This is a genomic window from Bradyrhizobium sp. 187 (assembly GCF_023101005.1).
Classification (GTDB): domain Bacteria; phylum Pseudomonadota; class Alphaproteobacteria; order Rhizobiales; family Xanthobacteraceae; genus Bradyrhizobium; species Bradyrhizobium canariense_D.
Window position 1 is genome coordinate 2,436,909 of record NZ_CP064693.1, and the last position, 13,212, is coordinate 2,450,120.

The following is a 13,212-nucleotide window of genomic DNA, read 5'->3' on the forward strand; positions in this document are numbered from 1 at the left end:
AGTGGAATCCATTCGCCACTCACCATTCGCTGCACTCAACAGAAATGTGCGCCCTGCGTCTCCACATACACCGCATAGAGCGACTGGCTCGCGGTCATGAACAGGCGGTTGCGCTTCTTGCCGCCGAAGCAGACGTTGGCGCAGGTCTCGGGCAACAGGATCTGCCCGATGCGCGCGCCGTCGTTTGGCGCGAACACCTGCACGCCGTCATAGCCGGGGCCGACCCAGCCGGCGCCGACCCAGATGTTGCCTTCGGTGTCGACGCGCAGGCCGTCGGGGAAGCCTGATTTGCCGTCGAGCGTCATGTCGATCAGCTTCTTCGGGTTCGAAAGCTTCGCCCCATCGATGTCGTACGACCACACCACGTTCTTGGCTTCAGGATAATGCGTGATGCCGGTGTCGCAGACATAGAGCTTCTTGTAGTCCTGACTAAAAGCGATGCCGTTCGGCTTGAACGGCTCGTCGGCCACCTTCGCGACCTGGCCGCTCTGCGGATCAATGCGATAAACCGCTTCCTTCTGATGGGGCTGCAGCGAGCCGGTATTGGCCAGCTTGCCCTCGTAGATACTGATCGCGCCGTAGCCGGGATCGGTGAACCAGATCGCCTTGTCGTTGGGATGCACCACCATGTCGTTGGGGCCGTTGAGCGGCTTGCCGCCGGCCTGCTCGGCCAGGGTCGTCACCGAACCGTCGTGCTCATAGCGGACGAGCCGGGTGCGCTCGGCACTGAGCTGGCGCCCCTCGGTGTCGAACGAGTTGCCGTTGGCCTCGTTCGACGGCTTGTGGAACTGCTCGGAGATGTGGCCGTCGTCATCGAGGTAGCGCAGCTGCCGGTTGGCGGGGATGTCACTCCAGACCAGATATTGCCCTTGCGCATTCCACGCTGGCCCTTCCGCCCACAGGCAGCCGGTATAGAGCCGCTTGATTGCGGTGTTGCCGACCTTCGCCTTGAAGCGCTTGGGATCGATGGCAATGATGTCAGGATCGGGATAGCGCTGCGGCTCGGCATTGGCGCCGAAGTCGCGGGCGTCCGCGCGTGAGGCGAGCAGGGCGGATGCGGCAACGGTCGCGGCGCCCTTGAGGAGCGTGCGGCGGGCGAGGCCGCTGCCTGCAGTCGTGTCGTCGGAGTCGGTCAGCATTCTTGTCATGGTTTCCTCCCAAAGTTGTGTTGGGAGGAAATGATCCGCCAGCAATCGGGCGTAAAGCGGAGCGATCTCCGGACAAGGCAGCCGGAGATCGCAGAGCAGGAATGCCGGAAGTGCGGCTCGACGGGATCCTTACACGGGATCCCACGGGAAGATGTCGGCGGAACGGTCGAGCTTGTAGAACGAACCTTTCAGCGCCGGCATGCCGTGTTCCGCGATCGATTGCGGCGTCCAGCCTTCGCTCCGATGCACCGAGCGCAGCGGCCGGTTCTGGCTGAAGAGGAACAGCTCGTTCATGCGTGCGCCGAAGATCTGCCCTGAGACGTCCTTGGCGGCATCGGAGAGCAGATAGGCGCAGACCGGCGCGATCTTCTCCGGGCCCATCTGCTTGATCTTCTCGACGCGCGCCTTCTCGGCTTCGGTCTCAGTCGGGATGGTCCCGATCATGCGGGTCCAGGCGAACGGCGAGACGCAGTTGGAGCGAACGTTGAAGCGGCCCATGTCGAGCGCAATAGACTTCGACAGGCCGACGATGCCGAGCTTGGCGGCGGCGTAATTGGCTTGTCCAAAGTTGCCGATCAGGCCGGAGGTCGAGGTGAAGTGCACGAACGAGCCGGACTCCTGCTCGCGGAAAATCCGCGCCGCGGCGTGGCTGACGTAGAACGAGCCCATCAAATGCACCTTGATGACGGCCTCGAACGCTTCCACGCTCATCTTGTGGAAGATCATGTCGCGCAGGATGCCGGCATTGTTGACCACGCCGTCGAGCCGGCCGAAATGATCGGTCGCGGTCTTCACGATCTTGCTGGCGGGGATGGCTTCGGCCACCGACTCGAAATTGGCGACGGCGGTGCCGCCGCGCTTCTTGATCTCCTCGACCACTTCCTCGGCGGGCGCGGCGCTGGTGCCAGCGCCGTCCGCGGCGACGCCGGGATCGTTGACGACGACCTTGGCGCCCTCGCCGGCGCAGAGCAGCGCGATTTCGCGCCCGATGCCGCGGCCTGCGCCGGTGACGATGATGACCTTGTCTTGCAGTGATTTCGTCATGTGGATTACCTCTCGTTCGTAAACACGATCGTGCCCGACGCGGCGAACATGCCGCCGACGCCGTGACACACCGAAATCTTCGCGTTGGCGACCTGCGCCGGCGCGATACCGCGCATCTGCCGCACGCTCTCCTGGAGCGCGTACATGCCGTACATGCCCGAATGCATGTAGCTCAGGCCGCCGCCATTGGTGTTGAGCGGCAGCTTGCCGCCGGGCCGCGTGTTGCCGTCGGCGATGAACTTTCCGGTCTCCTCGTGCGGCATGAAGCCGAGGTCGCCGAGGCCGAACAGCGGCAGATGCGCAAAGGCGTCGTAGATCATGAGATGGTCGACATCCTTATGCGCGATGCCGGCCTCCTTGAAGGCGAGGGGCCCCGCGGTCTTGAACGCGCGCGAGGAGTTGAACGTCTCCATCTGGCTGACCATCGGCGTCTCCACGCTCTCGCCGGTGCCCATGATGTAGACGGGCTTGCGCGGAAAATCCCTGGCACGGTCCGCCGAGGTCAGGATCAGCGCGCCGCCGCCGTCGGTGACGAGGCAGCATTGCAGCAGGCGGAACGGATAGGCGATCATGCGCGAGTTGAGGACGTCCGCGACCGTGATGGGATCCTTCATCATCGCGCGCGGATTCTTCGCCGCCCACTCCCGCTGCACCACTGCGACCGAGGCGAGCTGCTCGTGCGTGATGCCATAGGTCTTCATGAAGCGAAGCACGGGGATCGGGAACATGCTGGGCGGGCCGTAGACACCGAACGGCGCCTCGAACTGGCCTTGCAGGCTGTCGGCAGGAATCGAGCGCGGCGCCTTGCCGATCATCGACTTGCCGCTCTCGGCATGGGTGATCAGCACCGTCTTGCATAGGCCGGCCTCGATCGCTGCGGCGGCATGGCGGACGTGCAGCATGAAGGAGCAGCCGCCGACCGAGGTGCCGTCCACCCAGGTCGGCTTGATGCCGAGATAGTGGCAGACCTGCTGCGGCGTTTCGACGGCGGTGGCGAAACCATCGATGTCGGACAGCTTCAGCCCGGCATCGGCAATGGCATTGAGCGCCGCATCCGCGTGAAGCTGGAGCTGCGAGACGTTGGGGATGACACCGAGTTCGGTGGTCTCGGCCGCGCCGACGACGGCAACCTGATTGCTGCGCATGCTCTATCCCTTCGCCGGACGGAATACGGGGAGGGTGATCTTGTCGTCGAGCGCCTCGAAGGCGACCTCGAGCTTCATGTCGAGTTCGAGCGCCTCCGGCGTCTGCGGGCAGTCGATGATGTTGCTCATCATCCGCGGTCCCTCTTCGAGCTCGACTACCGCAATCGCGTAAGGCGGCGTGAAGCCGGGCGCGGCGGGACGGTGGTTGATCACGTAGCTGTAGAGAAAGCCGTTGCCGCTCGCCTTGAAGATGCTGACCTTGCGCGAGGCGCAGGACGGGCAGAACGGGCGCGGCGGGAAATAGACATGCGCACAGGCGTCGCAGCGCTGCAGGCGCAACTCGCCCGCCTTGGTGCCGTCCCAGAAATGCTGGGTCTCCGGCGTCGGTTTCGGTCGCGCGCGATGCGGTTCGGCCATCTCGGCAGGTCCTCCCAAGGCCAAGCGAAGCCCGGCTGTTGCGATCTTGATGCGACAATCGACCATGGCGCGTCAACGGTCCAGCAATGCGCATGCATGCCATCATGCGCACAATGCTTGTGTCGAAGTGAGGCAGCGCTATACATTGCGCGCAAATATTCCGTGAGACAGACATGCCCGATTTTTCGACACTGAAGAAGCTCGCCGAAGACCTCGAAAGCGGCCGCACCAGCTCCCGCAAGCTGGTCGAGGCTTGCATCGCCAAAATCGCCGATCCGGCCGGCGAGGGGCAGCGTACCTTCATCCATGTGGACAGGGACGCCGCGCTTGTGGCGGCGGATGCGATGGACGGTTTGCGCAAGGTGAAGGCGGCGCCGTCGCGCTACGCCGGTATCCCGGTCTCGATCAAGGATCTCTTCGACATCAAGGGCCAGGTGACGCGCGCCGGCTCCCGCGCGCTCGATGATTCCTCGCCGGCCGAGCAGGATGCCCCCACGGTAGCGCGGCTGCGCAAGGCCGGCTTCGTCGTGATCGGGCGCACCAACATGACCGAGTTCGCCTATTCCGGCATCGGCATCAATCCGCATTACGGCACGCCAAAGGGCGCCTGGAACCGGGCCGAGGGCCACGTGCCCGGCGGTTCGTCCTCGGGTGCCGCGGTGTCCGTGCTCGACGGCATGGCGCATGGCGCGCTCGGCACCGACACCGGCGGCTCCTGCCGGATTCCGGCGGCCTATAACGGCATCGTCGGCTACAAGCCGACGCAGCGGCGCGTGCCGCTCGACGGGGCTGTGCCGCTGTCGTTCTCGCTCGACAGCATCGGGCCGCTGGCACGATCGGTCAGTTGCTGTGCCATTCTCGATGCCGTGCTCGCCAACGAGCTGATCGGCCCGCTGAAGCCGCGACCTGTCAAGGGCATGCGGCTGGCGGTGCCGACCACGATCGCGCTCGATGACCTCGACGCGGCTGTGGCCGGGACATTCGAGCGTGCGCTCAAGAGCCTTGCCGATCACGGCGCGATCATCGAGCGCATGGAGATGGCCGAATTCCACGACATCGGACCGATGAACGCCAAGGGCGGCTTTGCGGCTTCCGAAAGCTACGCCTGGCACCGCTACCTCCTCACATCCAAGGGTGACGTCTACGATCCCCGAGTCTCCGTGCGCATCATGCGCGGCGAGGCGCAGAGCGCGGCGGACTACATCGATCTTCTCCACGAGCGCCGCTCGCTGATCGCCCGCGTCAATGCGCGGATCGCGCCCTATGACGCGCTGGTGCTGCCGACCACCGCCAACACGCCGCCGAAAATCGCCGATCTCGCCGACGACAAGGAGTTCACCAGGGAAAACCTGCGGGCGCTCCGCAATTGCACCCTGATCAACATGATCGACGGTTGCGCCATCTCGCTGCCGGCGCATCGCGAGGGCGAAATTCCCGTCGGCCTGATGCTGGCGGGCGCGGGCGGATCGGACCGCCGTATCTTCGAGCTTGCTGCCGGCATGGAGGCCGTAATTCGTGTTTGACCTGACCTTCACCGTTGACGCCCAGGACACCACCACGCCGCTGACGCTGGCGATCGACCAGATGGTCATCGCCGGCTGGACCGGCCGCGATCCGGTCGCGCGCGACAAGCACATTGCCGAGCTGCAGGAGATGGGTATCGCGCCGCCGGCCTCGACGCCGATCTACTACCGTGCCTCGGCGCGGCGGCTGACGCAGGAGGACAGCATCGAATGCACCGGCGGCGATTCCTCCGGCGAGGTCGAGTTCGTGCTGATCGGCTGGCAGGGTCGCATTTTCGTCGGCTGCGGTTCCGACCACACCGACCGCAAGGTCGAAGCCTACAACGTCACGGTGTCCAAGCAGATGTGCGACAAGCCGATCGCATCCACCGTGTGGGAGCTCGAGGACGTCATCGGCCATTGGGACAGGATGATCCTGCGCTCCTGGGCCACGATCAAGGGCGAGCGCGTGCTCTACCAGGAGGGCACGCTCGACGCGATGCTGCCGGTCGTCGACCTCATCGCGCGTGGCTTCGAAGGTGGGAAATTCCCCGACGGCTGCGCCATGTTCGGCGGTACGTTTGCGGCGAAGGGCGGCATCCGTCCCGCCGATCGCTTCGATTTCGAGCTGGAGGACCCCGTGCTGAAGCGCACGATCAAGCACGGCTATGACGTGGTGACGCTGCCGGTGCGGGGCTAAAGTCTCTCCTTCGTCATTGCGAGGAGCTCTTGCGACAAAGCAATCCAGACTGGTTCCGCGGAGGAATTCTGGATTGCTTTGCTCCGCTCGCAATGACGGGGAGAGAGACGGAAATCGGGTGGTAGAGGACGGGGCGGTCCTGCGAAGGTCAGAGCCATGACAGCAACAGCACGCAAATCGCTTGATAAGCCAGCCACGGACCCCGCCGCCCGCGTCGATGCCCTCGACTGGCCTCAGATCACCGCCGAACTCGACACCCAGGGCTGCGCGCTCCTGAAGAGCCTGCTCACGCCGGAGCAATGCCGCGCCGTCGCCGCGCTCTATCCCGACGACGCCAACTTTCGCAGCCGCATCGTCATGGGCCGCCACGGCTTTGGCCGCGGCGAGTACAAATATTTCTCCTATCCGCTGCCCGACCTGATCGCGCAGTTGCGCCCGGCGCTCTACGCGCATCTCCAGGGCGTCGCCAATCGCTGGAACGAGGCGATGGGGATCGACATCCGCTATCCCTCCGAACACGCCGCGTTCCTGAAGCGCTGCCACGAGGCAGGCCAGGCGCGGCCGACGCCGCTGCTGCTGCAATACGAGGCGGGCGATTTCAACTGCCTGCATCAGGATCTCTATGGCGAGCACGTGTTCCCGTTGCAGGTCGCGATCCTCTTGTCGGAGCCCGGCCGCGATTTCACCGGCGGCGAGTTCGTGCTGACCGAGCAGCGCCCGCGCATGCAGTCCCGCGCCGAAGTGGTTCCACTCGCGCAAGGCGACGCCGTGGCCTTCGCTGTGCATCACCGCCCGGTGCAGGGGACACGCGGCACCTACCGCGTTAACCTGCGCCATGGCGTCAGCCGGATTCGCTCTGGCCAACGCCACACGCTGGGTGTGATCTTTCACGATGCGAAATAGACGCTGCCGCTGATGGCGGATTTGTTCGACCATGTCGCCGAAGCCCAGCCGTCGCGCGAGGAGATCGCCGACGGCGCCGTTCTGCTGCGCGGCTTCGTCAAGCCGATCGAAAGCGAGTTGATCGAAGCGGTGCGCGCCATCGTGGCGCAGTCGCCGTTCCGGCGCATGACCACGCCCGGCGGGCATCTGATGTCGGTCGCCATGACCAATTGCGGCGAGCGCGGCTGGATCACCGATCATACCGGCTATCGCTATGATCCCATCGACCCGCGGACCGGGGCGCCGTGGCCGGCGATGCCACCCGTGCTCCGCGATCTCGCCCGCCGCGCGGCGGAGCAGGGCGGCTTTACTGGCTTTGCGCCCGATGCCTGCCTCGTCAACCGCTATGAGCCTGGCACGCGGCTGTCGCTGCATCAGGACAAGGACGAGCTGGATTATTCGGCGCCGATCGTCTCGGTCTCGCTCGGCCTGCCTGCGACTTTCTTGTTCGGCGGCATGGCACGCAGCGACAAGCCGCGCCGCTACCGCTTGGTGCATGGCGACGTCGTGGCCTGGGGCGGCCCTAGCAGGCTGGCCTATCACGGCGTCGCGCCGCTCGCCGACGGCGAGCATGCGTTGCTCGGCCGCAAGCGGGTCAATCTGACGTTCCGCAGGACGCGCTGATCTTCCTTCTCCCCTTGTGGGAGAAGGTGCCTTCCCGAAAGGGAAGGCGGATGAGGGGTCTCCATCCGCGGAGACAGCCCCTCATCCGTCTCGCCGCCGCTGCGCGTCAGCGATCCACCTTCTCCCGCAAGGGGAGAAGGAAAGAGATCCGGAACGACGATGCTTCGTTTACGGCTTCGGCGGGTGAATGAACGCCCACGGGCTGACTTCCGAATCCCGCGTCACTTCCACCGAGATCAGATAAGGCCCGCCATGGGCCAGCGCCTTCTCCATCGCCGCCTTGAACTGGTCAGGCGCGGTGACGCGCGCGGATGCGACGCCAAAGGACTCCGCCAGCTTGACGAAATCCGGATTGACCAGATCGGACGCCACCACGCGGCCGTCGAAGCGCTCGCGCTGGTCGCGGCGGACATTGCCATAGGCGTTGTTGTTGAACACCAGCGTCACCACGCCGATGTTGAACTGCACGGCGGTGGCGAGCTCCTGCACGCCGAACATGAAGCCGCCGTCGCCGGTGATCGCCACCACCGGCTTGTCGGGATTGGCGACCTTGGCGCCGAGCGCGGTCGGGAAGCCCGAGCCGAGCGTGCCCTGATAGCCTGATGTGATGAAGGTGCGCGGCTCGTAGATCGGAAAGCCGTACCAGGAGGCGAAACCGAACTGGGACAATTCATCGGTCACGATCGCGTTCGCCGGCAGCACCTCGCGCAGGATGTTGAGATACGCCATCTGCGGCTGGATGCGTTGGATCTCGGCGTGCGCTGTCGCAGTGGCCTCGCGGATCGCTCCCCGCCGGCCGCTGGTCCTGGCATAGCCGGCCTTCTTCACGGCTGCGACCAGATCGGCGGTGCCGGCTTTGGCATCGGCGACGATAGCGACATCGGAGGCGAGCCGGCGCATCTCGGCCGGATCGATATCGACACGAATGGATTTCAGTCCCTTCGGCTGATACGGCCAGCGGAAGCCCGATGCTGGCAGTTCGGCGCGCGTGCCGATCGCGATCATCAAATCGGTTGTCGGCCACAGCTTGTAGGCCGCCGCCATCGTGAGTCCAAGCTCATGCGCATTGGAGACGATGCCGCGGCCGCTGCGGAAGGCGACGACAGGCGCGTCGGTCATCTCGGCGAGTTCGAGAATCTCCTCGCGCGCTTCGATTGCGCCGCTACCGACGAAGATCATCGGCGCCTTGCTGTTCCTGATCAGCGCGGCCGCTTGCTTGATCATGTCAGGGTCGGGCTGCGGCGCGGGCAGCGGCTCCAGCACTTGCGCAGCCGCGGTGTCGGCGCGCTGGGTGAAGACGTCCCAGGGCATCTCGACCGAAGCGGGGCCACGCCGTCCGGACGTCATCTCCTGGAAGGCGCGCGCGACGGTGGTCGGCGCGTTGCCGGGATATTCGATCCGGTCCGCCCATTTCACATAGGTGCGTAAGGTCGCGAGCTGGTCCGGCATCTCATGCAGATGGCCGCGGCCCTTGCCGAGAAATTGCGTCGGCACCTGGCCGGTGACGCACAGCACCGGCTCGTTGCAGCCGAAGGCGGTGAGCAGCGCGGCGCTGGCGTTGAGCACGCCGGGGCCGGGCACCACGCTGAACACGCCGGGCCTGCCGCTGGAACGGGCATAGCCGAACGCCATGTAGCCGCAGGCCTGCTCGTGCCGCGCGCCGATCACCTTGAGCTGGGCCTGGTGGAAGGCGTCGAACAGGCCGTAGACCTGCGCGCCGGGCAGGCCGAACACGGTGTCAACGCCATGAGCGACAAGGCCGCTTACGATCGCTTCGCCGCCGGTGAGGGTGGTCATGGCATTATTCCATTTCAATCGGTGTTCAGGCTTCGTTGACGACGCCGTTTCGCAAGGTCCCGATGCCATCGGACGCGACTTCGATAACATCGCCCGGCTTCAGATAGCGCGGCGGATCGAACCGCGCGCCGGCGCCGGTCGGCGTGCCCGTGACGATGACGTCGCCGGGGACAAGCGTTGCGAAGGTCGAGATATAGCTGATGAGATAGCGGAACGGGAACATCAATCGGCTGGTGCGGTCGTCCTGGCGCAGCTCGCCATTGACATGCGTGGTGAGGCGGATGTCGGCAATCTGCGATTCCTGCGTGTAGGGCACCAGCCACGGGCCAAGGCTGCCGCTGGAATCGAAGTTCTTGCCCTGCGTGACGTTGAACTTGGCATGGCGCAGCCAGTCGCGCACCGAGCCTTCGTTGCAGAGCGTCAGCGCGGCGATGTGATCGAGCGCAGAACTTTCCGGAATGTGTCGGCCTTGCTTGCCGATCACCAGCACGATCTCGCCCTCATAGTCGAGCTGCGCTGAGGCGCGCGGGCGCACCAGCGGCGTGTCGTGGCCGACAAAGGAGCGCGGCGAGCGCATGAACATGCTCGGATATTTCGGTGCGTCCTGGCCGTCCTTGTACTCGGCATTGCGGTCGGGATAGTTGACGCCGATGCAGATGATTTTTTCCGGCGCGGGCACCGGCGGCAGCCAGATGATGTCGCCGAGCGCGAGATCGGGCGTGCGGCCGGTGGCCTCCTCGGCGAGGCTCGCGAGCTGTCCTGCCGCGATCACCTCGCGCAGCGTCGGATAGTCCTTTGCGTGGCGCGCGGAGAGATCGACAATGCCGCCGTCGACGACGGCGCCGTACTTCGTAGCACCCTTGACGGAATAGGTGGCGAGGCGAGGGAGATTCATTGCTTAATCCGCCACCAGCACGTCGGCCACGAACTTCGGTTCACGCACGGTCTGCCCGGCGAACGGCGAGCCCTGCTCGAACCACGAGCGCGGGGCCGGCGCGCCCCACAATGTCTGGCGGCGCGGATCGCGCAGCGACCAGCGCAGCGGCTCGTGGTCGTGATCGCCGGTGAAATAGTCGCTGGTGTAGAGCTCCAGCCGGTGGCCATCGGGGTCGCGAACATAAAGGAAGAACGCATTCGAGATGCCGTGGCGGCCGGGGCCCCGCTCGATGTTCTTCACGAAGCCCTGCGAGGCCATGACATCGCAGAGATGGATGATGTTCATCGCCGTCGGCGTCCAGTACGCGAAGTGGTGCAGCCGCGGGCCCTTGCCGTTGGTGATGGCAAAGTCGTGGACATTGCCCTTGCGATGCATCCAGGCGGCGGCGATGCGCCCGTTCGGTCCGTCCTCCTCCGCGTATTCGGTGAGGCGAAAGCCGAGCCGGGCGTAGAATTCGACGGTGTCCTGCACCTCGGCGGCGAACACGTTGAAATGGTCGAGCCGCTGCGGATGGCAGCCCCTGTAGAGATCGTAGCGGCGCAGCAGATGCGGCCGCCGGTCCATCGACGCATATAGCTCGATCTGGAAGCCGAACGGATCGGTGAACTGCAGCGTGCGGCCCTGGAACGGCTGATCGACGAAGGCGTAGCCAAGGCCGTTCTCGGACAGGAACTTCGCAGCCTTGTCCAGATCCCCGTCGTTGCCGACCTTGAAGCCGAGGCGGTTGCAGGCAGGCGCGGCCGCCTTGCGCAACACCAGCGAGTGATGCTGATGCTCCTCGGCGGCGCGCAAGTAGACGACCTTGTCGTCGGCGTCCTCGACATGCAGGCCGACAACGCTTTCATAGAACTCGCGGCTGAGCTTCAGGTCGGTGACGTCCAGCACGGCGTGGCTGGAGCGGATGATGTTGAACGGCGGCTCGAAGATATGTTGCGGTACGGGCATTGCGTTTCCCCTCTCTAGACCCAGCCATTCCTCGTTGGCGCTCCGCGCGCCGAGGAACCGCGGGCGTTAGATTCCCAGCTTCTGAATCTTATGCGTGCCCCGCGCCAGCGAGACGTGCTTGGTTTCCATGTAGAAATCGAACGAGTAATCGCCGCCGTCGCGGCCGATGCCGGAGGCCTTCATGCCGCCGAACGGCGTCGGCAGATGGCGGACGTTTTCCGAGTTCAGCCAGATCATGCCGGCTTCCAGCGCATCCGCGACACGCAACGCGCGGCCGACATCGTTGGTCCAGACATAGCCGGTCAGGCCGTAGCGGATGTCGTTGGCGATCTCGATCGCGTCTGCTTCGTCCTTGAAGGGCAGCACGGTGAGGAAGGGGCCGAACACCTCTTCCTGCGCCACGCGCATCTTGCCGTGTGCGCCGGTCACCAGGGTCGGCTCGACATAATATCCGCCGCCCGGGCCATCATAGGCCTTGCCGCCGACGGCAATCGTCGCGCCGTCCTGGCGTGCGACGTCGAAATAGGAGCAGACCTTCGCGAGATGACGTTCGTGGATCAGCGGCCCGATCTCGGTGGCGGGATCGAGGGGATGGCCGACCTTCAGCGCTTTCACCCGTGCGGTCAGCTTTTCGACGAATTTTTCGGCGATGCCGGCCTGGATCAGCAAGCGGCTCGACGACGTGCAGCGCTCGCCGTTGAGCGAGTAGATCATGAACACGACCGCATCGAGCGCGCGGTCGAGATCGGCGTCGTCGAACACGATCACCGGGTTCTTGCCGCCGAGTTCGAAATGCACGCGCTTCAAGGTCGGCGCGCCCTGAACCATGATCGCCGAGCCCGTCGAACTTTCGCCGACGAAGCCGATCGCCTTGATGGCGGGATGCTCGGTCAATGCCTTGCCGGCCTCTTCGCCAAAGCCATGTACGGTATTGAGCACGCCGTCGGGCACGCCGGCTTCCTTGACGAGCTTCGCAAGAATGGCCGCCGTGACCGGCGACCACTCCGCCGGCTTGTGCACGACGGTGCAGCCGGCCGCGAGGGCAGGGGCGATCTTCCAGGTCGAGAGCATGAACGGCGTATTCCACGGCGTGATCACGCCGACCGGGCCGATCGGCACGCGCGTCGAGACGTTCCAATGCTCGTCGCTCGGTGTGTTCTGGCCGTCGCGCGCCTCGCCGCATCGATCGGCAAAGAAGCGGAAATTCTCGGCGGCGCGGATCGCGGCCTTGGCCATGAAGCGATAGGCCTGGCCGGTGTCGATGCATTCGAGCACCGCGATGTCCTCGGCATTGTCCTCGATGGCGTCGGCGACCCGATGCAGCAGCTTCTTCCGCATCGCCGGTCCCATGTCGCGCCAGGACTTGAAGGCCAGCGCGGCAGCGGTGGCGGCGCGATCGACATCCTCGGCATTGCCGCGGGCGACGCTCGCCAGCGTCGCGCCGTCGACCGGCGATTTCGTCTCGAACGTCTCGCCGGAGATCGACGGCACGATCTTGCCGTCGATCATGTGGCCGATACCGTCGGCACGCAGCGTCTTCAGCAGCGGTGCGATGCGGTCGCGATTGGCCTGGAATACGTCGGTTTTCGGCGTGGGCTTATCCATGGGCGGCCTCCGCTTTCAGGGCGTCGTGGATGTTGTTGCGCTTCCAGCTCGTATCCTTGTCGTTGATCTGCATGTCGAACGAGAGCGCGAATTTCGAGCTTGCGAAGACGGGATCAAGATGGCGGGAGAGCGCATGGAAGATTTGTTCGCCGGCTTTCTTGCGGGTTGGCAGATCGCGGCCTTCGCCGATGCGCAGCACCATGTCGAGAAAGCCGTAGTCCTGCCGCGCGTCCGCAATCGCATAATGCTCGCATTTGACAGCGCGGACGCGGATGCCGCCGAGCGGGAAGATGCCGGTCTCGACCGCAGCCTTGCGCACCACCTCGCACGCCGCGCCGATGTCGAGGCGGTCGTCGAGATTGGCCGAATATTCGATCGTGAAATGCGGCATCGCGGTTTCACTCCC

General features: G+C 65.1%; 13 protein-coding genes. 4 read left to right on the forward strand and 9 right to left on the reverse strand.

All coding sequences use genetic code 11. The annotated features are described in order from the left end of the window. Positions 1-35 precede the first annotated feature (35 nt). The 4 genes from IVB19_RS11515 to IVB19_RS11530 form a co-directional block, all read right to left on the reverse strand. Entirely contained in the window at positions 36-1,148 is a 1,113-nt protein-coding gene (locus IVB19_RS11515; protein WP_026233273.1) for an SMP-30/gluconolactonase/LRE family protein, read from the reverse strand. A gap of 129 nt (positions 1,149-1,277) precedes the next feature. After that, positions 1,278-2,192, reverse strand: a complete 915-nt coding sequence (locus IVB19_RS11520) for an SDR family oxidoreductase (RefSeq protein WP_007593675.1) — start codon at positions 2,190-2,192, stop codon at positions 1,278-1,280. A gap of 5 nt (positions 2,193-2,197) precedes the next feature. Further along, positions 2,198-3,337 (reverse strand): thiolase C-terminal domain-containing protein, encoded by a 1,140-nt coding sequence (locus tag IVB19_RS11525; RefSeq protein ID WP_247394128.1) that lies wholly within the window; start codon positions 3,335-3,337, stop codon positions 2,198-2,200. A gap of 3 nt (positions 3,338-3,340) precedes the next feature. After that, entirely contained in the window at positions 3,341-3,754 is a 414-nt protein-coding gene (locus IVB19_RS11530; RefSeq protein WP_247394590.1) for a Zn-ribbon domain-containing OB-fold protein, read from the reverse strand. Positions 3,755-3,927: 173 nt separating this feature from the next. Between IVB19_RS11530 and IVB19_RS11535 the strand changes: the two genes are divergently transcribed. The 4 genes from IVB19_RS11535 (at position 3,928) to alkB (ending at position 7,522) form a co-directional block, all read left to right on the forward strand. Next, positions 3,928-5,277 carry an amidase gene (locus IVB19_RS11535; protein ID WP_085352193.1) on the forward strand — a complete coding sequence of 450 codons (1,350 nt, stop codon included), beginning with the start codon at positions 3,928-3,930 and terminating at the stop codon, positions 5,275-5,277. Then, complete coding sequence (locus IVB19_RS11540; protein WP_247821422.1) at positions 5,270-5,956, forward strand: DUF2848 domain-containing protein; 687 nt, start codon at positions 5,270-5,272, stop codon at positions 5,954-5,956. Before IVB19_RS11535 ends, IVB19_RS11540 begins: the two co-directional genes overlap by 8 nt. A 156-nt stretch (positions 5,957-6,112) precedes the next feature. Then, positions 6,113-6,859, forward strand: coding sequence for a 2OG-Fe(II) oxygenase (locus IVB19_RS11545; RefSeq protein ID WP_018456956.1), 747 nt, complete (start codon positions 6,113-6,115; stop codon positions 6,857-6,859). 9 nt (positions 6,860-6,868) lie between these two features. Beyond that, positions 6,869-7,522 (forward strand): DNA oxidative demethylase AlkB, encoded by a 654-nt coding sequence (alkB, locus tag IVB19_RS11550; protein ID WP_026233271.1) that lies wholly within the window; start codon positions 6,869-6,871, stop codon positions 7,520-7,522. 168 nt (positions 7,523-7,690) lie between these two features. Here alkB and IVB19_RS11555 read toward each other — a convergent pair whose 3' ends face one another. From IVB19_RS11555 to IVB19_RS11575, 5 genes are all read right to left on the reverse strand, one after another. Next, on the reverse strand, positions 7,691-9,319 hold the full coding sequence (locus IVB19_RS11555) for a thiamine pyrophosphate-dependent enzyme (RefSeq protein ID WP_247821423.1): 1,629 nt from the start codon (positions 9,317-9,319) through the stop codon (positions 7,691-7,693). Positions 9,320-9,344: 25 nt separating this feature from the next. After that, positions 9,345-10,214, reverse strand: coding sequence for a fumarylacetoacetate hydrolase family protein (locus IVB19_RS11560; RefSeq protein WP_085352198.1), 870 nt, complete (start codon positions 10,212-10,214; stop codon positions 9,345-9,347). Positions 10,215-10,217: 3 nt separating this feature from the next. Next, complete coding sequence (hpaD, locus tag IVB19_RS11565) at positions 10,218-11,201, reverse strand: 3,4-dihydroxyphenylacetate 2,3-dioxygenase (RefSeq protein WP_247474698.1); 984 nt, start codon at positions 11,199-11,201, stop codon at positions 10,218-10,220. A gap of 66 nt (positions 11,202-11,267) precedes the next feature. Next, entirely contained in the window at positions 11,268-12,806 is a 1,539-nt protein-coding gene (gene hpaE / locus IVB19_RS11570) for a 5-carboxymethyl-2-hydroxymuconate semialdehyde dehydrogenase (RefSeq protein WP_085352200.1), read from the reverse strand. Beyond that, positions 12,799-13,197: a 5-carboxymethyl-2-hydroxymuconate Delta-isomerase gene (locus IVB19_RS11575; RefSeq protein WP_018456950.1), complete on the reverse strand. Its 399-nt coding sequence runs from the start codon at positions 13,195-13,197 to the stop codon at positions 12,799-12,801. Before IVB19_RS11575 ends, hpaE begins: the two co-directional genes overlap by 8 nt. Between the last annotated feature and the right edge of the window lie 15 nt (positions 13,198-13,212).

What these genes read in the sequence shown, in the direction of transcription:
- IVB19_RS11515 (WP_026233273.1), bottom strand. Translation starts at nt 1,148, where the DNA reads ATGACAAGAATGCTGACCGACTCCGACGACACGACTGCAGGCAGCGGC.
- IVB19_RS11520 (WP_007593675.1), bottom strand. Translation starts at nt 2,192, where the DNA reads ATGACGAAATCACTGCAAGACAAGGTCATCATCGTCACCGGCGCAGGC.
- IVB19_RS11525 (WP_247394128.1), bottom strand. Translation starts at nt 3,337, where the DNA reads ATGCGCAGCAATCAGGTTGCCGTCGTCGGCGCGGCCGAGACCACCGAA.
- IVB19_RS11530 (WP_247394590.1), bottom strand. Translation starts at nt 3,754, where the DNA reads ATGGCCGAACCGCATCGCGCGCGACCGAAACCGACGCCGGAGACCCAG.
- IVB19_RS11535 (WP_085352193.1), top strand. Translation starts at nt 3,928, where the DNA reads ATGCCCGATTTTTCGACACTGAAGAAGCTCGCCGAAGACCTCGAAAGC.
- IVB19_RS11545 (WP_018456956.1), top strand. Translation starts at nt 6,113, where the DNA reads ATGACAGCAACAGCACGCAAATCGCTTGATAAGCCAGCCACGGACCCC.
- IVB19_RS11555 (WP_247821423.1), bottom strand. Translation starts at nt 9,319, where the DNA reads ATGACCACCCTCACCGGCGGCGAAGCGATCGTAAGCGGCCTTGTCGCT.
- IVB19_RS11560 (WP_085352198.1), bottom strand. Translation starts at nt 10,214, where the DNA reads ATGAATCTCCCTCGCCTCGCCACCTATTCCGTCAAGGGTGCTACGAAG.
- hpaD (WP_247474698.1), bottom strand. Translation starts at nt 11,201, where the DNA reads ATGCCCGTACCGCAACATATCTTCGAGCCGCCGTTCAACATCATCCGC.
- hpaE (WP_085352200.1), bottom strand. Translation starts at nt 12,806, where the DNA reads ATGGATAAGCCCACGCCGAAAACCGACGTATTCCAGGCCAATCGCGAC.
- IVB19_RS11575 (WP_018456950.1), bottom strand. Translation starts at nt 13,197, where the DNA reads ATGCCGCATTTCACGATCGAATATTCGGCCAATCTCGACGACCGCCTC.